Here is a 21732-nt window from a genome sequence, read left to right as displayed (position 1 = left end):
GCCATGGGCTTAAATTTAGCACAATCTAATTTAGATGTTTCTAAACCAAAAACGGAGCACCTCCATGGCAATGCCCTCCTTCCTCGAACTCACCGCTTCGATCTCCAGCCACCTGGCGCCGCTGCGCGCCGGCCGGGGCGAGGTCATGAAGGGATTCGGCGCACTCAGCCGCGCAGCAATGGCGCCGGGCGCGCTGGACGCCAAAACCAAGGAGCTGATCGCGCTGGCCATCGGCGTGGCGCAGCGCTGCGACGGCTGCATCGGCTTCCACACCAAGGCGCTGGTGCAGATGGGCACCAGCGAGGCCGAGCTGCAGGAAATGCTCGGCGTGGCGGTCTACATGGGCGGCGGCCCGTCGTTGATGTACGCGGCCAACGCGCTGGCCTCGTTTGAACAGTTCCGCCAGGCTCAGGCGGCCGGCTGAGCTGGATCGGCCAGGAACGCCAGCTTGCGGTGGCGTGGCAGCTGCTTGAGCTGCCACTCGGCGCGCGAGGCGCTGGCGCGATCAGGAAATTCGCGGCTGGCCAGCACCCGCAGCGGCGGGTTAGCGCGGGTGTAGCGCGCGCCCTTGCCGGCCAGGTGCGCGGCGAAGCGCGCCTGCACGTCGGTGCTGATGCCGGCGTAGTAGCTGCCGTTGCGGCATTCGAGCAGGTAGAGGAACCAGCGGGCGGGAGCGGCATCCATGCCGCCCATTATCGCCGCCCCCGCGATCAGGCGGCCTGCTCCAGCGCCTGCTGGCGGCGCGCGCGCACCGCATCGGCCAGCGCGCGCAGCACCTGCACCGAGCTGTCCCAGTCGATGCAGCCATCGGTGATGGACTGGCCGTAGACCAGAGGCTGGCCCTCGACCAGGTCCTGGCGGCCGGCAACCAGGTGGCTTTCGACCATCACCCCGACGATGCGCTGCTCGCCGGCGCGCAGCTGCGCGGCAATATCATCGACCACCGCCGGCTGGTTTTCCGGCTTCTTGGCCGAGTTGGCGTGGCTGGCATCGATCATCAGGCGCGGCGCCAGCTGCGACTTTTCCAGCACCGCGCAGGCCTCCTGCACGCTGGCCGCATCGAAATTGGGCGCCTTGCCGCCGCGCAGGATCACGTGGCAATCCGGATTGCCGGCAGTGGAGACGATGGCGGTGCCGCCCTGCTTGGTCACGGAGAGGAAATGGTGCGGATGCGAGGCCGCACCCACCGCGTCGGCAGCGATCTTGATGTCACCGCCAGTGCCGTTCTTGAAGCCGACCGGGCACGACAGGCCCGAGGCCAGCTCGCGGTGCACCTGGCTTTCGGTGGTGCGCGCGCCGATCGCGCCCCAGGCCACCAGGTCGGCGATGTACTGCGGGCTGATCACGTCGAGGAATTCCACGCCCGCCGGCAGGCCGAGCCTGTTGATGTCGCGCAGCAGGCCACGGGCGATGCGCAGGCCCTTGTTGATGTTGAAGCTGCCGTCCAGGTCGGGATCGTTGATCAGCCCCTTCCAGCCGACGGTGGTGCGCGGCTTCTCGAAGTACACGCGCATCACGATCTCCAGCGCATCGCCCAGCTCCTCGCGCAACGGACGCAGGCGCTGGGCGTATTCCATCGCCGCGACCGGATCGTGGATCGAGCACGGGCCGATCACCACGGCCAGGCGGTCATCGCGGCCGTGCAGGATGTCGTGCAGGGCGGCGCGGGCGCCGGCCACGGTCTGCGAGGCCTGCTCGTCGCAGGGCAGCAGTGCCAGCAGTTCGGCTGGCGGGGTCAGCGGTTCGAGGTTGCGGATGCGGAGGTCGTCGGTGTGGGGGGCCATGTGGGTGTTCCTGTTCGTGTCTGGGCCCCAGCGAGGCGGCATGAAAAAAGCCGCCAGGTTCGCTGGCGGCTTTTCGGGAGTGCGTCTGAAAGCTTCTTCAGGGTGAGCGCAATCCTTCCTCCGCCAGCGGCTTCATAAAGTAGTACCAGAAGTAAAAGCTGGCGCGGGTTGCGGTCATGGGACGTAGTGATACCACGGCTTTTTGTGCAGTGCGACAGTTTCATTGGCAACCGCATCGCCGTGGCTACGCGGAGCGGGAAGAAGCCGCCGGCTGCGCTGGTGGTCCGTGGTACGCGCGAGGCGATGGCCGACGCCAGCCATCACCCACGCGTCTATCAGAAGCGGTAGACCAGGCCCGCGCCCAGCAACGGGTACAGGTCCAGGTCGACGCTGTCCTCCAGCTCGCGGCGTTCGGCTTCCAGGTCGGCCAGGAAGCGCGGGTCGTTGGCCAGGCCGGTGGCCGAGAGCTGCACCGAGGTCTTGGCCGCGACCACGCCCGAGTCGACGTACAGGCCGAGCTTGCCGCGCGAGCGGAACCCGATGCCCGCGTACGGGGCGACACTGTCCTTGATCTCGACGCGACCGGTCAGCGTGCCGACGTCCTGCGCGCTGTAGGTGACGCCGTTGAACTCGTAGCTGCCGCCGGCGCGCGGCGAGCCGGTCACCACGGCGTTGATGTCGCCGATCACTGCACCGACGGCCACGTGGAAGCCGCCGGCAAACGGATGCCAGTTGAGCTTGACGGTGGTGTTGGAGAACTTCACGTCACCGTCGTAACGGACCTCGTCGGTTTCCTCATCGCCATCGATGTCGAACTTGCTGTAGCCGACGGTGGCAGAGAAGCGCTCGCCCAGGCGGGCGTTGAGGTCCACGCCGTAGCCGAGGGTGGAAGCACCGGCACCGGTGCTGAGTCGTCGGCGGCCAGGGCGGCGGGAGCGGTCAGGATCGCCGGCAGGGCCACGGCCAGGAGAGCCAGTTTGTGCTTGAACATGTACGGCGATTTCCGGAAAGGGGGAGACGGGACGGAAGCCCCGCTGCGGTATCGGCCACCGCTGCGCACAATTGACCCCGGGCCTGCGCTTTCGCTGGCGCGATCACGTATTGGGCCGCCAAGAAGGGGCGCGGGCCGGATCCCGCGCGCGGGAACCGCAGCGGTTCCGGCGAGCCACCGCACGGGCACCTCGACGGCAAGGCTCGGGCGGATCCGAAGAACATCAGGTACACCTGCCGGCCGTTCGCGGGGGGCGTCGCCGAAGGCTTTCCCGGCGGTATGCACAGCCACGGGCGCCGCTGCACCAGACGGTTGAAACGCATCGGCACGCGCATGGTCATCTCCCATGCGCTGTCGTCATTGCTGTCCCTCTCGCTGAGGTCGCCCAGCATTTCCGCGCCGCGGGCGTAACCGGGGCAGGCAAGCTCGGCCAGGTCCAGCACCAGCCGCCCGATATCGGTGCGGTGGCTGCGGAAGAACCAGGCATGGGCAGCGAGCCTAGCGACGCATGCAGGCAGCCACAAGGCAGCGCGCAAAGAAAAACCCCGCCTTGCGGCGGGGTTTTCCGTACAGCCCAGGCAGCGGTGGCTGCGGGAGGACTTAGAAGTCCATGCCGCCCATGCCACCCATGCCGCCCATGCCACCGGCGCCCATGGCCGGCTCGTCCTTCTTCGGGGCGTCGGCCACCATGGCTTCGGTGGTGATCATCAGGCCGGCGATCGAAGCGGCGTTCTGCAGCGCCGAACGGGTCACCTTGGTCGGGTCCAGGATGCCCAGCTCGACCATGTCGCCGAACTCGCCGTTGGCCGCGTTGTAACCGAAGCTGCCGGTGCCTTCCTTGACCTTGTTGACGATGACCGACGGCTCTTCACCGGCGTTGGCAACGATCTCGCGCAGCGGGGCTTCCATCGCACGCAGGGCGATCTTGATGCCGTGGTTCTGGTCTTCGTTGGCACCCTTCAGGTCACGCAGTGCGGCAACCGCGCGCACCAGGGCCACGCCGCCGCCCGGGACCACGCCTTCCTCGACGGCAGCACGGGTAGCGTGCAGGGCGTCGTCGACGCGATCCTTCTTTTCCTTCATTTCGATTTCGGTCGAGGCACCGACCTTGATCACGGCCACGCCGCCGGCCAGCTTGGCCACGCGTTCCTGCAGCTTCTCGCGGTCGTAGTCCGAGGAGGTGTCGGCGATCTGGGTCTTGATCTGGGTGACGCGGGCCTCGATGGCAGCGGTATCGCCGGCGCCGTCGATGATGGTGGTGTTCTCCTTGGAGACCTGCACCTTCTTGGCGCGGCCCAGGTCCTTGATGGTGGCCTTCTCCAGCGACAGGCCCACTTCCTCGGAGATCACGGTGCCGCCGGTCAGCACGGCCATGTCTTCCAGCATCGCCTTGCGACGGTCGCCGAAGCCCGGGGCCTTGACGGCCACAACCTTGACGATGCCGCGGATGGTGTTGACCACCAGGGTCGCCAGGGCTTCGCCCTCGACTTCCTCGGCCACGATCAGCAGCGGCTTGCCAGCCTTGGCGACGCCTTCCAGCACCGGCAGCAGGTCGCGCACGTTGGAGATCTTCTTGTCGTGCAGCAGGATGAACGGGTCATCCAGGTCGGCGGTCTGCGACTGCTGGTTGTTGATGAAGTACGGCGACAGGTAGCCGCGGTCGAACTGCATGCCCTCGACCACGTCCAGCTCGTTCTCCAGGCCCGAGCCTTCCTCGACGGTGATCACGCCTTCCTTGCCGACCTTCTTCATCGCTTCGGCGATGATGTTGCCGATCGACTCGTCGGCGTTGGCCGAGATGGTGCCGACCTGGGCGATGGCCTTGTCGTCAGCGGTCGGCTTGGACAGGTTCTTCAGCTCGGCGACGGCGGCGGTCACGGCCTTGTCGATACCGCGCTTGAGGTCCATCGGGTTCATGCCGGCGGCAACGGCCTTGGCACCTTCGCGGATCAGGGCCTGGGCCAGCACGGTGGCGGTGGTGGTGCCGTCACCGGCGTCGTCGTTGGTGCGGGAAGCGACTTCCTTCACCATCTGCGCGCCCATGTTCTCGAACGCATCAGCCAGTTCGATTTCCTTGGCGACGGAGACGCCGTCCTTGGTGATGGTCGGGGCGCCGAAGCTCTTCTGCAGAACGACGTTGCGGCCCTTCGGACCCAGGGTTGCCTTGACGGCATTGGCGAGCACGTTCACACCGCGAACCATCTTGGTGCGGGCGTCTTCACCGAAACGAATATCCTTGGCAGCCATTGCTGTTTACCTCAATTGGGAATTTGGTCTTTGGGAAAGCAGGTCGCGCGGTGGCTCAGCCGATGACGGCGAGCACGTCGTCTTCGCGCAGGACCTTGTACTCGACGCCTTCGGCCTTGTAGGTCGAACCGGCGTACTGGCCGTAGATGACCTTGTCACCGACCTTCAGCGACGGCGCACGAACGCTGCCGTTGTCCAGCGGCTTGCCCGGGCCCACTGCCACGACTTCACCCTTGGTGGACTTTTCCTTTGCGGAATCCGGAATCACGATGCCGCCCGCGGAGATTTCGTCAGCTTCGATCGGCTTGACCACAACGCGGTCGTGAAGCGGCTTGATGCTCATTGTGAGACCTCTTAAGTGATTGATTGTTCTAAAAAGTCCAGCTCAGTTGGCACTCTACCCGAAAGACTGCCAGCTTTGCTTGCGAAAAAACCCGGTAGACCGGGATGTTACGGAGATGGAGCTGGCCCGGCGGCTTTCAAGGCCCGGATGCAAAAATTTTTTGCCCCCCACCCGGCTAAGCGCTGGAAACGCGGTCCACGGATGGGGCCGGACGCCGTCGCTTCCAAGGCCGCGAGCGGCACAGGCCCTATACTCGAGCGGCTCATGCCCGGCGATACCGTCCATCTGCTGTTCACCACCTGCCCGGACGCGGAAAGCGCCTCGGCCATCGCCCGTGCGCTGGTCGGCGAGCGCCTGGCGGGCTGCGTGACCCGGCTGCCGGCCGGCACCTCGACCTACCGCTGGCAGGGCGAGGTCACCGAGGACAGCGAGGTCCAGCTGCTGGTCAAGACCACCGGCGCCCGTCTGCACGCGGCCATGGAGCGGATCCGCGAGCTGCACCCCTATGAGTTGCCGGAGCTGGTCGCCGTTGCCGCCAGCGCCGGGCTGCCGGCCTACCTGGACTGGGTCGCCAGCGAAACCCGCGAGGAATCCTGATTTGAAGATGTTGTTCCGTCGTATCGCCGCCGTGTGCCTGGCGGGCCTGACCGCGCTGCCGGCGCTTGCGCTGAGCGAGAAGGACCTGCTGCCCGTGGACCAGGCCTTCGTGCTGGAAGCCAGCGCGCCCAGCCGAGAGCGCATCGAGTTGCGCTGGGCGATCGCCCGGGGCTACTACCTGTACCGCCACCGCACCTCGGTCACCACCGGCCAGGGCTTTGCCGCGCAGCCGCTGCAGCTGCCCGAGGGCGAGAAGAAGCATGACGAGTTCTTCGGCGACGTGCAGGTCTACCGCACGCACGTGACCGCCGTGCTCCCGGGCACGGCATCCGGCTCGGTGGACACGCTGATGCTGGAAGTGCGTTACCAGGGATGTGCCGACGTGGGTGTGTGCTATCCGCCGCAAAAGCGCACCCTGCAGGTGCGGCTGCCGGCAGACGAGGCCGGCGCCCCGGCCCTGCCAAGCACCGGTGCACCGGCCGGCCTGCCGGGCGTGCTGCCGCGTGCCGACGCCACGGGCGGGCTGCGCCTGCCGGGCATGGAGACGGCCCGCAACCTGCCGCTGCCCTCGGAGCAGGCGTTCGGCTTCGAGGCCATCGTCACCGATGGCAACAACCTGCTGCTGCGCTTCAGCCCGGCCACCGGCTATTACCTGTACCGCGACCGGACCTCGCTGGCGCTGGAGGGCAATGCCGCCATCCGCACCGGCAGCCCGCGCTGGCCGCAGGGCCGCTCGCACCGCGACGAGCACTTCGGCGACGTGGTCGTCTACTTCGACCAGGTCGAGGTGCCGGTACCGCTGCGCCGCGAGAATGCCGCCGCCAGCAAGGTGACCCTGGTGGCGACCTTCCAGGGCTGCCAGACCGACGGCATCTGCTATCCGCCGATGACCCGACGGGTGAAGCTGTCGCTGCCGGCCGGACGGGTCTCGCCCGACGGCGAGGCCTCGGTCGCGCCGCTGGTGATCCCGCCGCTGCCGCGTAGCGCCCGGGACGCCAGGGCCTCCGCGAAGGCCACCGCGCCGGCCGCCGTAAACCCCGCCCCTGCCACTGCTATCGAGCCGGACACGCAGGTCCCGGTACCGCCCACCGCCGACGCCTCGGCCGACAACGCGCAGCGCAGCCAGCCGCCGGCACCGGTCATCGCCGGGCCCGCGCTGCCGGTGGTGCTGGTGCTGGCCCTGCTGGGCGGCCTGGTGCTGAACCTGATGCCCTGCGTGCTGCCGATCCTGTCGCTGAAGGTGCTGGGCCTGGCGCAGAGCGGCGAGAGCCGCCAGCGCGCGCGCAGCCATGCGCTCTGGTACACGCTGGGCGTGCTGCTGGCCTTTGCCGCGATCGGCGCACTGGTGATCGCCCTGCGCGCGGCCGGCCAGGCCGCCGGCTGGGGCTTCCAGCTGCAGCAGCCGTGGTTCATCGCCGCGCTGGTGTACCTGATGTTCACCGTCGGCCTGAGCCTGTCGGGGGTGTTCACCCTGGGAGGCAACCTCGGCGGTGCCGGGCAGTCGCTGGCCAGCCGCCACGGCCCGGTCGGCGACTTCTTCACCGGCGTGCTGGCCTGCGTGGTCGCCAGCCCCTGCATCGCCCCGTTCATGGGCCCGGCGCTGGCCTACGCGTTCACCGCGCCGACGGTGCTCGCAATGCTGGTGTTCCTGACGCTGGGCCTGGGCCTGGCGCTGCCGTTCCTGCTGATCGGCTTCATGCCGGCGCTGGCGCGGCGCCTGCCGCGGCCGGGCCCGTGGATGGAGACGCTCAAGCACGCGCTGGCGTTCCCGATGTACCTGACCGCGATCTGGCTGCTGTGGGTGCTGGGCAAGCAGCGCGGCGTCGATGCGATGGCGATGCTGCTCGTCGGCGCCACCCTGCTGGCACTGGGCCTGTGGTGGTTCGAGCACCACCGCTGGCGCAGCCACCGCCGTGGCATGGCACTGGCGGCGGTGGTCGCCCTGCTGGCGCTGGTGCCGCTGTGGGGCGTGACCCGGATGGCGCCGGCCACCACGGTGGCGGCCACCGGCAGCACGGTGGCGTACTCGCCGCAGATGCTGGACCGCCTGCGCGCCGACAACCGCGTGGTGTTCGTCAACATGACCGCCGACTGGTGCGTCACCTGCAAGGCCAACGAGCGCAACGTACTGCACAGCGATGCCTTCGCCGACCTGCTGCGGCGGGTGGATGCGGTGTACATGCGCGGTGACTGGACCAATGTCGACCCGCAGATCAGCGCCTTCCTGGAAGAACACAAGGCCGTAGGCGTGCCGCTGTACGTGGTCTACGGCCCGGGCGTGCCGCCGACGGTGCTGCCGACGGTGCTGACCCAGGCCATCGTCGAGGACGCGCTGCTGCGCGCGGCGCGATGAGCAGGCCACGTCCGCTACTGCTGGCCGTCGCGGTGGCCGCCGTGGCCGGCATGGCCAGCGGCCTGCTGTGGTTCGGCCGGCCGGTGGCTCCCACGCCCGCTGCAACGACCACGCCGCCGGTGGAAGCAGCCCGCCCGGGTGACCCGATGCCGGCGCTGGTGCTGCCCGACATCGACGGCAATCCGGTCGACCTGGCCCGCTTCGGCGGCCGTCCGCTGCTGGTCAATGTCTGGGCCAGCTGGTGCGGCCCGTGCGTGGAGGAGATGCCGGAGCTGGCCCGCTTTGCCCGCGCCCAGGGCGACAGCGGCGTGCAGGTGCTGGGACTGGCGCTGGATACGGCCGAGGGCGTGCGCGACTTCCTGGCCCGGGTGCCGGTGGACTATCCGATCGTGCTCGACACCCCCGGCCCGGCCGATGCCAGCGTGCGCCTGGGCAACACCCAGGGCCTGCTGCCCTACAGCGTGCTGGTCGGCGCTGATGGCCGCATCGTCCGGCAGAAGCTGGGGCCGTTCGCCGCCGGCGAGATCGACCGCTGGACCGGCCAGCCGGCGCCCTGACCTGCCTCAGAGCAGGGTGTGCGGCGCCTCGGCCAGCGCTTCGTCCCACGCGCCGGCCAGGGCACGCAGCACCTCGCGCGGACTGACCGGCTTCTGCAGGCGCCAGCGCGGATGCACCCCGACCGGCAGCGCACTGGCGTCGTAACCGGTCACCACCACGAAGGGGATGCCGGTCGCCGCCAGCGCGGTCATCAGTTCGCCGGTCGCGCCCTGGCCGAGGTTGACGTCGACGACAGCCATGTCCGGGCGGTGCCGGTCCAGTGCCTGCCGGGTCTGCGCCAGGTCGCCGTACGGTCCCATGACCGTGGCCCCGGTGCTGCGCAGCGCGGTGGCCAGGTCCTGCGCCTGGTAGTAGTCGTCATCGACCACCAGTACGGTCAGGCCCTGCCACTGCACCTCACCGCCCAGGTCCAGTTCGCCACCGTGGATGCCGGCCTGTCGCGGCGCATCGGTCTGCAGGATGCTGTCGCGGCCACGCAGTGGGAAGGCGATGAGCGCCGACACGCCGCCCGGGCCGTGTTCGATCCGACCCTGCCCGGCCAGCTCGTACGGCACCCGCTCCTCGACCAGCGCACTGCCGAAGCCGCGGCGTGCCGGCGGCGTCCAGCCCGGCACTGGTGGATGACGCTCGTCCCAGTGCAGCCTCAACCACGGCTGCTCGGCCTGCAGTTCGCGCGTCCAGCGCACGGTGATATGGCCGTCGGCACGGGCAAAGGCGCCATGCTTGAGCGCGTTGGTCGCCAGTTCGTGCAGGGCCAGCGACAGCACCTCGGCCGCCTTGGGCGGCATCGTCACCTCCGGGCCCTCCAGCGAGAACGCGCCCGGCTGCGGCGCAACGGCCCCCAGCTCCTCCTCCACCAGCTTGCGCAGGTCCACGCCGACATTGGCCGCGCGGGTCAGCAGGGCCTGGGTGCGCGCCAGTGACATCAGCCGGCCGGACAGGCGCTGGGCGTAGTCGCTGACGCTGTCCACCGTGGCCTGGGTGCGCCACACGATCGAGCTGATCATCGCCATTAGGTTGCGCACGCGATGCTGCAGTTCGGCCCCCAGCACGCCCTGGTGCTCGGCCAGCCGGCGGGTCTCGGTGATGTCGCTGGCAATGCCGGCCACGCGGCTGAGCTGGCCTTCGCCGTCGTACAGCGGGAAGGCGGTATCGCGGATCCAGCGGAACACGCCGTCGCTGCGGCGCTGGATGCGGTACTCCAGCACGCCGGACTGGCCATTGCGCACCTGCTCCAGGTGCTCGAACAGCGCATCGCGGTCCTCGGGCACCACCAGCGAGGCCCAGGCCCGCAGCGGGCCCATCACCTCTTCGCGCGGCAGGCCGAACATGGCGTCGAAGCCGGCGGTGACCATCTCCGCATCGAACAGCTGCGCTTCGCGGATCCACAGCACGTCCGAGGACGCGGCGGCGAACTGCTGGAAGCGTTCCTCGTTGGCCCGCAGCGCCTCGGCCGAGCGCTTGAGCCCATCGATATCCACCACAGTGGAGAACACCGCGGTGACCTCGCCACTGGCATCACGCAGCGGCGCCGAGGCGACCCGGGTCCACGACTGCCGTCCGTCCTCGTGCAGGTGCAGGAATTCCCGGCCCGGGACCACGGTCTCGCCGCGCAGCGCGCGCGCCGCGGGGAACTGGTCGGGCGCCAGCAACTGGCCTTCCTCGTCGAAGCCCTGCCAGCGCGCGGTGTTGCCCGGATCCTGCAGCGAGGCGAGCGGGCCCGGCAGGTATCTGCGCATGACCTCGTTGGCCATCTGCACCCTGCCCTCCGGGTCGACCAGGCACACCCCCACCGGCAACACCTGGAAGGCCAGCGCCAGGCGCTCCTCGCTTTCCCGGCGCTCGCGTTCGGCGCGCTCGCGCTCGGCGCGGGCCAGGTGCGCGGCCGTGGTCTCGAACAGCTTGACCACCACGCCATCGATGCGGCCATCGGGGCCGCGCAGCGGGTTGTAGGTCAGGGTCAGCCACGTGTTCTCGACCTGCCCGTTGCGCCGCGCCAGCGGGTACAGCTTGTCGGCGTAGGTCAGGGTCTCGCCCTGCCACACGCGGTCGTAGATCGGGCCGTTGATGTGCCACACCTCCGGCCAGCACTCGCGGGTGGGCATGCCCAGACCCTCGGGGTGCTTGTCGCCCATCACCTCGGCATAGCTGTCGTTGTAGAGCTGGATCAGCTCCGGCCCCCACAGCACGATCATCGGAAAGCCGTGGCCGAGCATCAGGTCCACGGTGGCGGCCAGATGCGAGGGCCATTGCGACGATGGGCCCAGCGGGGTGGTCGACCAGTCGAACTGGCGGATGCGGGTGGCCATCTCGCCAAGGACGCTGGCATCGCCTTGCGCGCTGGTGGGATGGCTGAAGCCCGGGGAGGGGGCCGGGTGCAGGGGCGTGACGCTGGGTTTGGGGCTGGACATGGTGACTCCGGGCGGGACCTTCAGCGCGAGCCGCCGGGGCGACGAGCCAGGGTGTCCTGCAGGGCCTGGCTCAACGCTTCCAGGCGATAGGGTTTGCTGCAGCGGGGATTGTCGGCAAAACGCGCCGGGATGTTGTCGTCATATCCGGAGGTCAGCAGGAACGGCACCCCGGCCTCGGCCAGACGGTCGGCCAGTGGATACACCAGCTCTCCGCCCAGGTTGATGTCCAGCAGCGCCGCGTCGATCTGCTGCTGGTCCACCAGCGCCGCCAGCGCCTCGAGGTTGCCGGCCGGGCCGACGACCTGGGCCCCCTGCAACTCCAGGTAATCGGCCAGGAACATGGCGATCGTGTACTCATCTTCGGCGATCAGGACGCGGGCACCCTTGAGCTGGGTAGGCCCTTTGCTGCCGTCGATTGTGCTGCCTTTCTCCATGCCGCTCCCCGGCGCGGGCGTTCGTGCCGCAATGTGCGGATCATGTCCGGGTCAGTAACAAGACCGCGTGATAAAGGCGGTGGAAGGCCGCGTTCCCTGTTTTCCTGCAGACGGAACCCATCGCGCTGGTATCGGCGTCGAACAGGCGACCAGCCGCTCCACGGGACGCCAACACGCCCGCGCCGCCCCCGAAACTGCCCGGGCTGCCGGCGAAATTCAAATGAACGCTTAAAACGCGGCGAACTTCGGCGAACTGGACAGCATTGCCGGCATCCGCCAGACTGCCGCCCTTTCCTTCCTGCGCATGCACATGGCAAAGCTGCTGGTCCTGCACGGCCCCAACCTCAACCTGCTAGGCAGCCGCGAACCGGCGGTCTACGGGCAAGCCACGCTGGCGCAGATCGACGCCGCGCTGGTGGCCCAGGCGCAGGACGCCGGGCACGAGGTCGAGAGCCTGCAGTCCAATGCCGAGCATGTGCTGGTGGACCGCGTGCAGGCCGCTGCCGCTGACGGCACCGCCTTCATCCTGGTCAACCCCGCCGCCTTCACCCACACCTCGGTGGCCCTGCGCGATGCGCTGGCGGCCGTGGCCATTCCCTTCATCGAAATCCACCTGTCCAACCCGCACAGCCGCGAACCGTTCCGCCACCACAGCTATTTCAGTGACAAGGCGGTCGGCGTGGTCTGCGGGTTCGGCGCGAACAGCTACCGATACGCCATGGATGCCGCGCTGCGGCGCCTGGCCGGCATTGCCGCCTGACGGCAGCCCTGCCCCACCCGTTTCGCCGGCCCGGCCGGCACCCCATGCCCAACCAAAGAGGCCCCTGATGGATCTGCGCAAAATCAAGAAGCTCATCGACCTGCTGGAAGAATCCAACCTGGCCGAGATCGAGATCAAGGAAGGCGAGGAGTCCGTGCGTCTGTCGCGTACCCCGGTGGCAGGCTATGCCGCCCCGGCCGCAGCTCCCGTCGCCGTGCAGGCCGCGGCTCCGGCCGCTCCGGCCATGCCGATGAGCTCGCCGACCGAGGCGTCCACCGGCGGCAGCGCCAAGCCGGCCAATGCCCTGCCCGACGGCCACGTGCTGCGCGCGCCGATGGTCGGCACCTTCTATGCCTCCTCGGCCCCGGACAAGCCGCCGTTCGTCACCGTCGGCCAGCAGGTCAAGGCCGGTGAGACGCTGGCGATCATCGAGGCGATGAAGATGTTCAACCCGATCGAAGCCGACGTCGGCGGCACCATCGTGGCGATCCTGGGCGAGAACGGCCAGCCGGTCGAATTCGACCAGCCGCTGTTCGTGATCGGCTGAAGGAGCACTCCATGCTCGACAAGGTCGTAATCGCCAACCGGGGTGAGATCGCGCTGCGCATCCTGCGCGCGTGCCACACCCTGGGTATCCGCACGGTCGCGGTGCATTCCACCGTGGACCGCAACCTCAAGCACGTGGCCATGGCCGACGAGTCGGTGTGCATCGGCCCGGCGCCGTCGTCGGAGAGCTACCTCAACATCCCGGCACTGATCGCCGCGGCCGAGGTCACCGACGCCCAGGCCATCCACCCCGGCTACGGCTTCCTGAGCGAGAACGCCGACTTCGCCGAACGCGTGGAGCAGTCCGGCTTCATCTTCATCGGCCCCAAGGCCGACACCATCCGCCTGATGGGCGACAAGGTCGAGGCGATCCGCGCGATGAAGGCCGCCGGCGTGCCGTGCGTGCCCGGCTCGGGCGGCCCGCTGGGCGATGACATCGTCACCAACACCAAGATCGCCCGCGAGATCGGCTACCCGGTGATCATCAAGGCGGCCGGCGGCGGCGGCGGCCGCGGCATGCGCGTGGTGCACGCCGAGGCCGCGCTCAAGGCCGCCATCGAGACCACCAAGTCCGAGGCCAAGGCGGCCTTCGGCAATGGCGAGGTCTACATGGAGAAGTTCCTGGAGAACCCGCGCCACGTGGAGATCCAGGTGCTGGCCGACGGCCAGGGCAATGCCATCCACCTGGGCGAGCGCGACTGCTCGATGCAGCGCCGCCACCAGAAGGTGGTCGAGGAAGCGCCGGCCCCGGGCATCACCCCGGAACTGCGCGAGCAGATCGGCAAGGTCTGCGTCGATGCCTGCATCCGCATCGGCTACCGCGGCGCCGGCACCTTCGAGTTCCTGTTCGAGGACGGCAAGTTCTACTTCATTGAAATGAACACCCGCGTACAGGTCGAACACCCGGTCACCGAGATGGTCACCGGCATCGACCTGGTCTGCGAGCAGCTGCGCATCGCCGCCGGGCAGAAGCTGTCGATCAAGCAGAGCGACGTCGTGCTCAACGGCCACGCCATCGAATGCCGCATCAATGCCGAGGATGCGGAGACCTTCGTCCCCAGCCCCGGCCTGATCTCCGGCTTCTACCCGCCGGGCGGCCCGGGCGTGCGCGTGGATACCCACATCTACGCCGGCTACAAGGTCCCGCCGAACTACGACTCGATGATCGGCAAGCTGATCGTGCATGGCCCGGACCGCGAGACCGCGATCTGCCGCATGCGCGTGGCGCTGAGCGAGATGGTGGTGGACGGGATCAAGACCAACATCGCGCTGCAGCAGCGGATCATGCGCGACAAGGGCTTCCAGGCCGGTGGCCAGAACATCCACTACCTGGAAAAGCGCCTGGCCGAACGCAAGAACAAGTCCATCGCGCTGACCTGAGCAACACGGCCGATGGCAAGAAAAAAGGCGGGGATTTCCCCGCCTTTTTCTTTGGAGCGTGCCGACAGCCGGCAGGCGCGCTGCTGGCCGCGCCCGCGCAGTCAGCGAGGCTGCTGCGATCCTTCCACCGGCTCGGTGCCGACCGGCGAGCGCGGATCGACCACGCGTACCGACTCGGTGGAGCCATCGGGCCACACGATCTGGAAGGTGCTGCCCGGCGGCAGGGTCGAGAACGGCATGCCACTCTGCGCGCGGTACACCGCGGCCACCTGGCCGGCACCGGCGCGGCGCACGTCCGCCTCGCTGTCCACCGTGGTCAGGGTGACCTGCGACAGGCCTCGGTAGCGGTCCTCGTAGGTGTCGATCAGCAGCACGCCGACGGCGCCGACCGAATAGGCCACGAACAGCAGCACCCAGATCCAGAACTTGGCACCGTGGAGAATCCGGCGATAGTTCATGGTTCCACTCCCTGCCCGTTGCGCAGGCTGTCTACCCACTTGCTCATCTTTCCAGCACCCTGCCGCGGCACGGCGGCGTCATACACGAAGGAAACGAAATCCTGGCCACGCTCGCTGGAGCAGATGCCGGCGTTGGCGCAGTAACTGTCCATCAGCACGCTGTCCGGCCCGCAGGCCAGTCCGAGCTGGCAGGCGGCCACCTGCCAGGCCAGTTCGGCGAACTGGCTGCCGGCCACCAGGCCGCGCATCGCATCGTCGCCACTGGCGGCCACGCCCATGGCCGGGGACAGCGCGAGGTAGGCCTCGGGGTCGCGCGAGGCCAGCACCCGCTCCACCAGCGCGCGGCGGTAGCCGGGATCGTCCTGCAGCGGCTCGCCCAGGGCCAGCAGCGAGGCCTCGGCGGCAAGGTGGCCGGTTTCGGCCGCCAGCCGGCGCTGGGTGAGCACAAGCCCGCGACCGAGACCGTCGCTGGCGAGGAAGCCGGCACAGCGCTGGCCCACGCGTTCGCGGGCCGCGCGCAGGCCGGGGGCGACCTCCAGCTCCAGGCTGGCCAGCAGCTGGTCGTCCAGGGCATAACCGCCCGGATCCAGCGCGTAGCCGGCGCAGTAGTCGTAGATGCGGCTGGCCACCCAGCGCGCTTCGGGATTGCCGTCCTCGCCGGCGTGCCGCAACTGCTGGGCATAGCGGTACAGGTCGGTATCGCGCTCCAGCGCGGCACGCAGGTCCAGCGGCAGGCCGGTAGCCACGGCGCGGGTGCGCTCGCGCGCCGGCATGGCGGTGGTGAGCGTCCGCTGTGGCGGCAGGGACAGCCGGGCCGGTGCCTCGACCGTCTCGCGCCCGCTCTCGCGCAGGCCGTACAGGCCTGCCTGGCCGCTACCCAGCGGGCAGGCCACCACCAGCAGCCCCAGGGCCGCGGCAGGCAACCATCTCTTGCGTGGCAGTGCAGCAGGCATTGCGGGCGGACATCCACGGCGGTTCGGGCCGGGGCGGAGTCTAGCAAGCATGATCCGGGCATGCCCGGACGGGCAGGCGGCGGGCAGCTCGTCTACGATGCCCGCTTTCCCGTTGCTGTCGCCTGCCCCCATGCCTTACCTCGAACTCACCCTGCGCTGTTCCGAAACCACCCAGCCCCGCTACGAGAACGCACTGGAGGACGTGGGCGCGCTGGCGGTCACGATGCTCGACGCCGAGGCCGACACCAGCAACGAGCGCGCGATCCTGGAGCCGGGCGTGGGCGAGACTCCGCTGTGGAACGAGCTGGTGCTCAGCGCGCTGTTCCCGGCCGATGCCAACCCGCTGGTGCTGCTGGCCGCGCTGGAAGCCTTCGATGAAGGCCTGGACTGGTCCGATGCCAGCTTCCGCAAGGTCGAGGACGAGGACTGGGAACGCGCCTGGCTGGACACCTTCAAGCCGATGTCCTTCGGCCGCCGCACCTGGATCGTGCCGTGGAACCATGAGCTGCCCGAGGATGCGCAGGGCGCTGACGCCGCCATCGTGCGCCTGGACCCGGGCCTGGCCTTCGGCTCGGGCACCCACCCGACCACCGCGCTGTGCCTGCGCTGGCTCGACCAGCTGGCCGACGAGGGCCGGCTGGCCGGCCAGACCGTGCTCGACTTCGGCTGCGGCTCGGGCATCCTCGCCCTGGCCGCGCTCAAGCTCGGCGCCGCCGCCGCGGTGGGCGTGGACAACGACCCGCAGGCCATCATCGCCACCAGTGACAATGCCGAGCGCAACGGCGTGTCCATCGCCTGCTACCTGCCCGAGGACGAGCCGGTGCACAGCTACCCGGTGGTGGTGGCCAACATCCTGGCCTCGGCGCTGGATGCGCTGGCCGAAGTGCTGGCCGAACGCGTCGCCGTCGGTGGCCGCATCGCGCTGTCGGGCATCCTGCATGGCCAGGAGGACGAGCTGCTGGTGCGTTACGCGCCGTGGTTCGAACAGCTCAACGTCACCCAGGATGGCGACTGGATGCGCATCGACGGCGTGCGCCGTGCTTGAATGATCCCGTCCTTCGGCCCTGATTCCACATGACCGACGAAAACGCCACGCCGCGTCCTTCGCTGGCGACCTTCCTGCGCGGGCCCGGTCCTGCGACCTCGCCCACCGACGCCCCGGTGGCCACACCTGCGGCCCCGCCAGTGGAGCAGATCGACGCCGCTGGCAGCCTGTCGCACGACGCCCTGGCAGCACCGGCCGTGGTCGAGACCGAAGTGGCGGACGAGATGGTGGAAGGTGCTGAAGCCGACGTGGTCCGCCACGACCTGCCCGCCCCCGGGCCGGCGGACGCGGAGATCGTCGTCGAGCCCGAAACCGTGGAAGTGGCCGACGCCATCGAACCCGCGCCGCTGGACGAGCAGGCCCGCGCCTGGATCGATCCCGAAGCCGCCAGGCGAGAGGCCATCGCCGCGCCGAGCTTCCTGCGACCGGCCACGGCCGTCCGCGCGCCGGTCCCGGTGGCGCGCTGGCAATGGGGCGTGGCCGCCGGCCTGGCGGTGTTGCTGACGCTGCAGATCCTGGTCGCCGACCGCGCCCGGCTGGCCGCCGACGCCGGCACCCGACCACTGGTCGAGGGCCTGTGCACCGTGCTGCGCTGCTCGTTGCCGGCCTGGCGCGAACCGGCCGCCTTCACCATGCTCAGCCGCGAGGTCCGCCCGGTGCCAGGCCAGGCCGGCGCGCTGCAGGTCCACGCCAGCTTCCGCAACGACGCGCGCTGGGCCCAGGCCTGGCCGGGGCTGCAGCTGTCCCTGTCCGATGCCGACGGCCGGATCATCGGCAGCCGGGTGTTCGAGCCCGCCGACTACCTCGGCAGCGAGGCCGCCGCGGCGCAACTGCTGCAGCCGCAGCAGAGCGCCCAGGTCACCTTCCGCCTGCGCGAACCGGCCGCCAGCACCGTGGCCTACAACTTCGAATTCCGCTGAGACGGCAGCACCGCGCCGTGGCACCGGTCACGGCCACGCGCTAGACTCGCCCCCTCACGCCGCCGCTACAGCTGGCGGCCTCGTCATCCGGAAGCACCCTTGAACGCAGCCCCCACCCGTCCTGACAACAGTCGTGGCGCGCCGAAACCGCCGTTGCGCGAACACGTCGCCCAATCGGTTCGTCGTTACCTGCGCGACCTGGACGGTGTCGAGGCCGACGACGTGTACGAGATCGTGCTGCGCGAGATGGAAATCCCGCTGTTCGTGGAAGTACTCAACCACTGCGAAGGCAACCAGAGCCGCGCGGCGGCAATGCTGGGCATCCACCGCGCCACACTGCGCAAGAAGCTCAAGGAATACGGGCTGGCGTAAGCCCGCGGCGCGTGCCGCGCTTCCGCGTCCGTGGTCACGGGACGCCATCGGTCACGCCGGCCTACAATACCGGCCCCGCTCTGCCGTGACCCCACGCCCCATGTCCTCCGATTTGCTGCCCGTGCGCCGGGCCCTGCTGTCCGTTTCCGACAAGACCGGCCTGATCGAACTGGCCACCGCGCTGGCCGCCCGTGGGGTCGAGCTGCTGTCCACCGGCGGCACCGCCAAGGCGATCCGCGAGGCCGGCCTGCCGGTCAGGGACGTGGCAGATGTCACCGGCTTCCCGGAAATGATGGACGGCCGGGTCAAGACCCTGCACCCGATGGTCCACGGCGGCCTGCTCGGCCGCGCCGGCCTCGATGACGCGGTGATGGCTGAACATGGCATCGCCCCGATCGACCTGCTGGTGCTGAACCTGTATCCGTTCGAATCGGTCACCGCCAAAGCCGACTGCAAGCTCGAGGACGCGGTGGAGAACATCGACATCGGCGGCCCGGCGATGCTGCGCAGCGCGGCCAAGAACTTCGCCCGCGTGGCCGTGGCCACCAGCCCGGACCAGTACGCCGGCCTGCTCGCCGAGCTGGACGCCAACGACGGCCAGCTGTCGGCCGCCAAGCGCTTTGCACTGTCGGTGGCCGCGTTCAACCGCGTCGCCCAGTACGACGCGTCGATCAGCAATTACCTCTCGGCCGTGACCGAAACCTCCGAAGTGCCGGTGCGCAGCGAATACCCGGCGCAGATGAATTCCTCCTTCGTCAAGGTGATGGACCTGCGCTACGGCGAGAACCCGCACCAGACCGGCGCGTTCTACCGCGACCTGTACCCGGTGCCGGGCACGCTGGCCACCTTTGAGCAACTGCAGGGCAAGGAGCTCAGCTACAACAACCTGGCCGACGCCGACGCCGCGCTGGAATGCGTGCGCCAGTTCGACGTGCCGGCCTGCGTCATCGTCAAGCACGCCAACCCGTGCGGCGTGGCCGTGGCCGCCGATGCCGGCGCCGCCTACGAGCTGGCCTACAACACTGACCCGACCAGCGCCTTCGGCGGCATCATCGCCTTCAACCGCGCGATCGATGCGGCGACCATGCAGGGCATCCTTGATCGCCAGTTCGTCGAGGTGCTGATCGCCCCGGACTACAGCGACGACGCACTGGCCTATGCCACCAAGAAGGCCAACGTGCGCGTGCTGCGGATTCCCGATGGCGATGGCCGCAACAACTACGACACCAAGCGCATTGGTTCGGGCCTGCTGGTGCAGAGTGCCGACAACCGCGGCATGAGCCTGGGCGAGCTGAAGACCGTCACCCAGCGCGCACCGAGCGAGGCCGAACTGCGCGACCTGCTGTTTGCCTGGCGCGTGGCCAAGTACGTCAAGTCCAACGCCATCGTCTATGCCAAGGACGAGCGCACCATCGGTGTTGGCGCCGGCCAGATGAGCCGCGTCTACTCGGCGCGCATCGCCGGCATCAAGGCCAACGACGCCAGCCTGGTCGTGCCGGGTTCGGTGATGGCATCGGATGCCTTCTTCCCGTTCCGCGATGGCCTGGACGCCGCTGCCGAGGCCGGCATCACCGCGGTGATCCAGCCGGGCGGTTCGATGCGCGACGCCGAGGTGATCGCCGCAGCCGACGAGCACGGCATCGCCATGGTGTTCACCGGCGTGCGCCACTTCAGGCACTGAGGCCCACATGCAGCGCCAACCGCACACGCTCCGGCCGACGCTGCCTTTCCCGCGATCCACGCGTGCCCGCCGCGGGCACGCGTCGCCGCTGCGCTGCCTCGCTGTCGCTGGCGTGCTGCTGCTCGCCGCCTGCCAGGGCGGCTCGCTGGAACAGCAGCGTGAGGCCGCCATCGCTGCAACCAACGCAACGCTGCCTGCCCCCTACCGCGACGGCCTGGTGACCGAGCTCGCCCGCGCCGACGGCAAGGACGTGGTGCTGGATATCCGCTTTGCCGAGGCCCGCGTGGCCCAGCTCGCGGCCAAGCCGCAGTTGCGTGATGCCCTGCAGGCCGACGAGGCCCAGGCCATGCCCGAGCTGTGCGGCGATGCGGCGCTCAAGCCCTTCATCGCTGCCGGCGGCAGCGTGCGCCGCCGCTTCATCGATGCCAATGGCGAACTGTTCTTCGAAGTCCGGCTGACGCCGGCCGACTGCCCCCACTCCTGACCTCCACGGAAAACACCCTCCATGAAAGTCCTTGTCATTGGTTCCGGCGGCCGCGAACACGCCCTGGCCTGGAAGCTCGCCCAGTCCCCGCGCGTCAGCGAAGTGATCGTCGCCCCCGGCAATGCCGGCACCGCCACCGAAGCCGGTTGCCGCAACGTCGCGGTCAAGGTCACCGACCTCGACGGCCTGCTCAAGCTGGCCCAGGACGAAGGCGTGTCGCTGACCGTGGTCGGCCCGGAAGTGCCGCTGGTGGCCGGCGTGGTCGACCGCTTCCGCGCCGCCGGGCTGCGCATCTTCGGGCCGACCGCCGCCGCCGCGCAGCTGGAAGGCAGCAAGGCCTTCGCCAAGGACTTCCTCGCCCGCCACGGCATTCCCACCGCGTTCTACGCCGTCCACACCGACGTCGATGCCGCGCTGGCCTACGTGCGCGAGAAGGGCGCGCCGATCGTGATCAAGGCCGATGGCCTGGCCGCCGGCAAGGGCGTGATCGTGGCGATGACCCTGACTGAGGCCGAAGACGCCGTGCGCGACATGCTCAGCGGCAACGCCTTCGGTGATGCCGGCGCGCGCGTGGTGATCGAGGAATTCCTCGAAGGCGAGGAAGCGAGCTTCATCTCGATGGTCGATGGCGCCACCGCGCTGCCGATGGCCACCAGCCAGGACCACAAGCGCGTCGGCGATGGCGACACCGGCCCGAACACCGGTGGCATGGGTGCCTACTCGCCGGCCCCGGTGGTGACGCCGGAAGTGCACGAGCGCGTGATGCGCGAAGTGGTCAACCCGACCGTGCAGGGCATGATCGCAGACGGCATGCCGTTCACCGGCTTCCTCTATGCCGGGCTGATGATCGATGCCAGCGGCGCGCCCAAGGTCATCGAGTTCAACGTGCGCTTCGGCGATCCGGAAACCCAGCCGGTGATGCTGCGCCTGCGCTCCGACCTGGTCGACCTGGTCGAAGCCGCGATCGACGGAAAGCTCGCCGACACCAGCGCGCAGTGGGACCAGCGCCCGAGCTTGGGCGTGGTCATGGCCGCCAGGCCGTACCCGGAATCGCCGGTCACCGGTGACGTGATCTCCGGCCTGGCCGACGTGCCGGGTGACATCAACGAAGGCGGCGCCAAGGTCTTCCACGCCGGCACCGCCACCGATGCCGATGGCAATGTGGTCAGCGCCGGCGGCCGCGTGCTCTGCGTCGCCGCCCTCGGCAACACCGTCGCCGACGCCCAGGCCAACGCCTACGCCGGCGTCGCGAAGGTCAGCTGGGCCAACGAGTTCCACCGCAGCGACATCGGCTGGCGCGCGATCGAACGCGAACAGCAGGCCTAAGCGCTACGGCGCGAAAGCGCTGGACATGGCAGGAAGACAAGCAGACATCCAGCAAGCCTAGACGACATTCGAATTGGAGGGATGACATA

General features: G+C 69.1%; 23 protein-coding genes. 13 read left to right on the top strand and 10 right to left on the bottom strand.

Annotated elements, in window-relative coordinates; all coding sequences use genetic code 11:
- Positions 1–64 precede the first annotated feature (64 nt).
- Positions 65–424: a carboxymuconolactone decarboxylase family protein gene (locus tag LG380_RS14160; RefSeq protein ID WP_225765948.1), complete on the top strand. Its 360-nt coding sequence runs from the start codon at positions 65–67 to the stop codon at positions 422–424.
- Here LG380_RS14160 and LG380_RS14155 read toward each other — a convergent pair.
- From LG380_RS14155 to LG380_RS14135, 5 genes are all read right to left on the bottom strand, one after another.
- Positions 409–684: a GIY-YIG nuclease family protein gene (locus tag LG380_RS14155; protein WP_225765946.1), complete on the bottom strand. Its 276-nt coding sequence runs from the start codon at positions 682–684 to the stop codon at positions 409–411. The two genes, LG380_RS14160 and LG380_RS14155, sit on opposite strands and share 16 nt — an antisense overlap.
- A gap of 26 nt (positions 685–710) precedes the next feature.
- Positions 711–1784 carry a 3-deoxy-7-phosphoheptulonate synthase gene (locus LG380_RS14150; RefSeq protein ID WP_225765945.1) on the bottom strand — a complete coding sequence of 358 codons (1074 nt, stop codon included), beginning with the start codon at positions 1782–1784 and terminating at the stop codon, positions 711–713.
- 335 nt (positions 1785–2119) lie between these two features.
- Positions 2120–2656 carry a hypothetical protein gene (locus tag LG380_RS14145; protein WP_225765944.1) on the bottom strand — a complete coding sequence of 179 codons (537 nt, stop codon included), beginning with the start codon at positions 2654–2656 and terminating at the stop codon, positions 2120–2122.
- A 719-nt stretch (positions 2657–3375) separates the two neighbouring features.
- A complete protein-coding gene (gene groL / locus LG380_RS14140; protein WP_225765943.1) occupies positions 3376–5022 on the bottom strand; it encodes a chaperonin GroEL in 1647 nt (548 codons plus the stop codon).
- Positions 5023–5077: 55 nt separating this feature from the next.
- Entirely contained in the window at positions 5078–5365 is a 288-nt protein-coding gene (locus LG380_RS14135) for a co-chaperone GroES (protein WP_225765942.1), read from the bottom strand.
- Positions 5366–5629: 264 nt separating this feature from the next.
- On the opposite strand from LG380_RS14135, the gene cutA reads away from it, so the two are divergent.
- The 3 genes from cutA to LG380_RS14120 are packed head-to-tail and all read left to right on the top strand — an operon-like array spanning position 5630 to position 8872.
- Positions 5630–5962 (top strand): divalent-cation tolerance protein CutA, encoded by a 333-nt coding sequence (gene cutA / locus LG380_RS14130; RefSeq protein ID WP_225765941.1) that lies wholly within the window; start codon positions 5630–5632, stop codon positions 5960–5962.
- Positions 5963–5969: 7 nt separating this feature from the next.
- Positions 5970–8315, top strand: coding sequence for a protein-disulfide reductase DsbD (locus LG380_RS14125; RefSeq protein ID WP_225765940.1), 2346 nt, complete (start codon positions 5970–5972; stop codon positions 8313–8315).
- Complete coding sequence (locus LG380_RS14120) at positions 8312–8872, top strand: TlpA disulfide reductase family protein (RefSeq protein ID WP_225765939.1); 561 nt, start codon at positions 8312–8314, stop codon at positions 8870–8872. The genes LG380_RS14125 and LG380_RS14120 overlap by 4 nt, the downstream gene beginning before the upstream one ends.
- Before the next feature lie 6 nt (positions 8873–8878).
- Here the strand turns inward: LG380_RS14120 and LG380_RS14115 are convergent, their stop codons facing one another.
- The 3 genes from LG380_RS14115 to LG380_RS14105 are packed head-to-tail and all read right to left on the bottom strand — an operon-like array spanning position 8879 to position 12052.
- Positions 8879–11284, bottom strand: coding sequence for a PAS domain S-box protein (locus LG380_RS14115; RefSeq protein ID WP_318780089.1), 2406 nt, complete (start codon positions 11282–11284; stop codon positions 8879–8881).
- 20 nt (positions 11285–11304) lie between these two features.
- Positions 11305–11718 (bottom strand): response regulator, encoded by a 414-nt coding sequence (locus tag LG380_RS14110; protein ID WP_225765938.1) that lies wholly within the window; start codon positions 11716–11718, stop codon positions 11305–11307.
- Positions 11719–11758: 40 nt separating this feature from the next.
- Entirely contained in the window at positions 11759–12052 is a 294-nt protein-coding gene (locus tag LG380_RS14105; protein WP_225765937.1) for a hypothetical protein, read from the bottom strand.
- On the opposite strand from LG380_RS14105, the gene aroQ reads away from it, so the two are divergent.
- The 3 genes from aroQ to accC all read left to right on the top strand — a co-directional run bounded on the left by aroQ (position 12029) and on the right by accC (position 14404).
- Complete coding sequence (gene aroQ, locus LG380_RS14100; protein ID WP_225765936.1) at positions 12029–12478, top strand: type II 3-dehydroquinate dehydratase; 450 nt, start codon at positions 12029–12031, stop codon at positions 12476–12478. The genes LG380_RS14105 and aroQ overlap by 24 nt on opposite strands.
- 67 nt (positions 12479–12545) lie before the next feature.
- A complete protein-coding gene (accB, locus tag LG380_RS14095; protein ID WP_225765934.1) occupies positions 12546–13025 on the top strand; it encodes an acetyl-CoA carboxylase biotin carboxyl carrier protein in 480 nt (159 codons plus the stop codon).
- Between the two features lie 11 nt (positions 13026–13036).
- Positions 13037–14404, top strand: a complete 1368-nt coding sequence (gene accC, locus LG380_RS14090) for an acetyl-CoA carboxylase biotin carboxylase subunit (RefSeq protein ID WP_225765932.1) — start codon at positions 13037–13039, stop codon at positions 14402–14404.
- A gap of 101 nt (positions 14405–14505) precedes the next feature.
- On the opposite strand, the gene LG380_RS14085 is transcribed toward accC, so the two are convergent.
- Positions 14506–14862, bottom strand: coding sequence for a hypothetical protein (locus LG380_RS14085; RefSeq protein ID WP_225765930.1), 357 nt, complete (start codon positions 14860–14862; stop codon positions 14506–14508).
- Complete coding sequence (locus LG380_RS14080; RefSeq protein ID WP_225765928.1) at positions 14859–15815, bottom strand: hypothetical protein; 957 nt, start codon at positions 15813–15815, stop codon at positions 14859–14861. The genes LG380_RS14085 and LG380_RS14080 overlap by 4 nt, the downstream gene beginning before the upstream one ends.
- 130 nt (positions 15816–15945) lie before the next feature.
- On the opposite strand from LG380_RS14080, the gene prmA reads away from it, so the two are divergent.
- The 6 genes from prmA to purD all read left to right on the top strand — a co-directional run bounded on the left by prmA (position 15946) and on the right by purD (position 21643).
- Complete coding sequence (gene prmA, locus LG380_RS14075) at positions 15946–16860, top strand: 50S ribosomal protein L11 methyltransferase (protein WP_225765926.1); 915 nt, start codon at positions 15946–15948, stop codon at positions 16858–16860.
- 29 nt (positions 16861–16889) lie between these two features.
- The gene (locus LG380_RS14070) at positions 16890–17780 is read left to right on the top strand and encodes a DUF3426 domain-containing protein (RefSeq protein WP_225765924.1); all 891 of its coding nucleotides are present in this window, start codon (positions 16890–16892) and stop codon (positions 17778–17780) included.
- Positions 17781–17879: 99 nt separating this feature from the next.
- The gene (gene fis / locus LG380_RS14065; protein ID WP_225765922.1) at positions 17880–18152 is read left to right on the top strand and encodes a DNA-binding transcriptional regulator Fis; all 273 of its coding nucleotides are present in this window, start codon (positions 17880–17882) and stop codon (positions 18150–18152) included.
- A 100-nt stretch (positions 18153–18252) separates the two neighbouring features.
- On the top strand, positions 18253–19833 hold the full coding sequence (gene purH, locus LG380_RS14060) for a bifunctional phosphoribosylaminoimidazolecarboxamide formyltransferase/IMP cyclohydrolase (RefSeq protein ID WP_225765920.1): 1581 nt from the start codon (positions 18253–18255) through the stop codon (positions 19831–19833).
- Positions 19834–19945: 112 nt separating this feature from the next.
- Complete coding sequence (locus tag LG380_RS14055) at positions 19946–20317, top strand: hypothetical protein (RefSeq protein ID WP_225765918.1); 372 nt, start codon at positions 19946–19948, stop codon at positions 20315–20317.
- A gap of 21 nt (positions 20318–20338) precedes the next feature.
- A complete protein-coding gene (gene purD, locus LG380_RS14050; protein ID WP_225765917.1) occupies positions 20339–21643 on the top strand; it encodes a phosphoribosylamine--glycine ligase in 1305 nt (434 codons plus the stop codon).
- Positions 21644–21732 lie beyond the last annotated feature (89 nt).

The organism is Stenotrophomonas sp. Marseille-Q4652 (assembly GCF_916618915.1).
GTDB lineage: Bacteria > Pseudomonadota > Gammaproteobacteria > Xanthomonadales > Xanthomonadaceae > Stenotrophomonas.
Note: the sequence above shows the minus strand (reverse complement) of the source record. Positions and strands in the feature narration are given on the sequence as shown.

Excerpts from the sequence above, each read along its gene's own strand:
- LG380_RS14160 (WP_225765948.1), top strand. The coding sequence starts at position 65 with ATGGCAATGCCCTCCTTCCTCGAACTCACCGCTTCGATCTCCAGCCAC.
- LG380_RS14155 (WP_225765946.1), bottom strand. The coding sequence starts at position 684 with ATGGATGCCGCTCCCGCCCGCTGGTTCCTCTACCTGCTCGAATGCCGC.
- LG380_RS14150 (WP_225765945.1), bottom strand. The coding sequence starts at position 1,784 with ATGGCCCCCCACACCGACGACCTCCGCATCCGCAACCTCGAACCGCTG.
- groL (WP_225765943.1), bottom strand. The coding sequence starts at position 5,022 with ATGGCTGCCAAGGATATTCGTTTCGGTGAAGACGCCCGCACCAAGATG.
- LG380_RS14135 (WP_225765942.1), bottom strand. The coding sequence starts at position 5,365 with ATGAGCATCAAGCCGCTTCACGACCGCGTTGTGGTCAAGCCGATCGAA.
- cutA (WP_225765941.1), top strand. The coding sequence starts at position 5,630 with ATGCCCGGCGATACCGTCCATCTGCTGTTCACCACCTGCCCGGACGCG.
- LG380_RS14125 (WP_225765940.1), top strand. The coding sequence starts at position 5,970 with ATGTTGTTCCGTCGTATCGCCGCCGTGTGCCTGGCGGGCCTGACCGCG.
- LG380_RS14120 (WP_225765939.1), top strand. The coding sequence starts at position 8,312 with ATGAGCAGGCCACGTCCGCTACTGCTGGCCGTCGCGGTGGCCGCCGTG.
- LG380_RS14115 (WP_318780089.1), bottom strand. The coding sequence starts at position 11,284 with ATGTCCAGCCCCAAACCCAGCGTCACGCCCCTGCACCCGGCCCCCTCC.
- LG380_RS14110 (WP_225765938.1), bottom strand. The coding sequence starts at position 11,718 with ATGGAGAAAGGCAGCACAATCGACGGCAGCAAAGGGCCTACCCAGCTC.
- aroQ (WP_225765936.1), top strand. The coding sequence starts at position 12,029 with ATGGCAAAGCTGCTGGTCCTGCACGGCCCCAACCTCAACCTGCTAGGC.
- accB (WP_225765934.1), top strand. The coding sequence starts at position 12,546 with ATGGATCTGCGCAAAATCAAGAAGCTCATCGACCTGCTGGAAGAATCC.
- accC (WP_225765932.1), top strand. The coding sequence starts at position 13,037 with ATGCTCGACAAGGTCGTAATCGCCAACCGGGGTGAGATCGCGCTGCGC.
- LG380_RS14085 (WP_225765930.1), bottom strand. The coding sequence starts at position 14,862 with ATGAACTATCGCCGGATTCTCCACGGTGCCAAGTTCTGGATCTGGGTG.
- LG380_RS14080 (WP_225765928.1), bottom strand. The coding sequence starts at position 15,815 with ATGCCTGCTGCACTGCCACGCAAGAGATGGTTGCCTGCCGCGGCCCTG.
- prmA (WP_225765926.1), top strand. The coding sequence starts at position 15,946 with ATGCCTTACCTCGAACTCACCCTGCGCTGTTCCGAAACCACCCAGCCC.
- LG380_RS14070 (WP_225765924.1), top strand. The coding sequence starts at position 16,890 with ATGACCGACGAAAACGCCACGCCGCGTCCTTCGCTGGCGACCTTCCTG.
- purH (WP_225765920.1), top strand. The coding sequence starts at position 18,253 with ATGTCCTCCGATTTGCTGCCCGTGCGCCGGGCCCTGCTGTCCGTTTCC.
- purD (WP_225765917.1), top strand. The coding sequence starts at position 20,339 with ATGAAAGTCCTTGTCATTGGTTCCGGCGGCCGCGAACACGCCCTGGCC.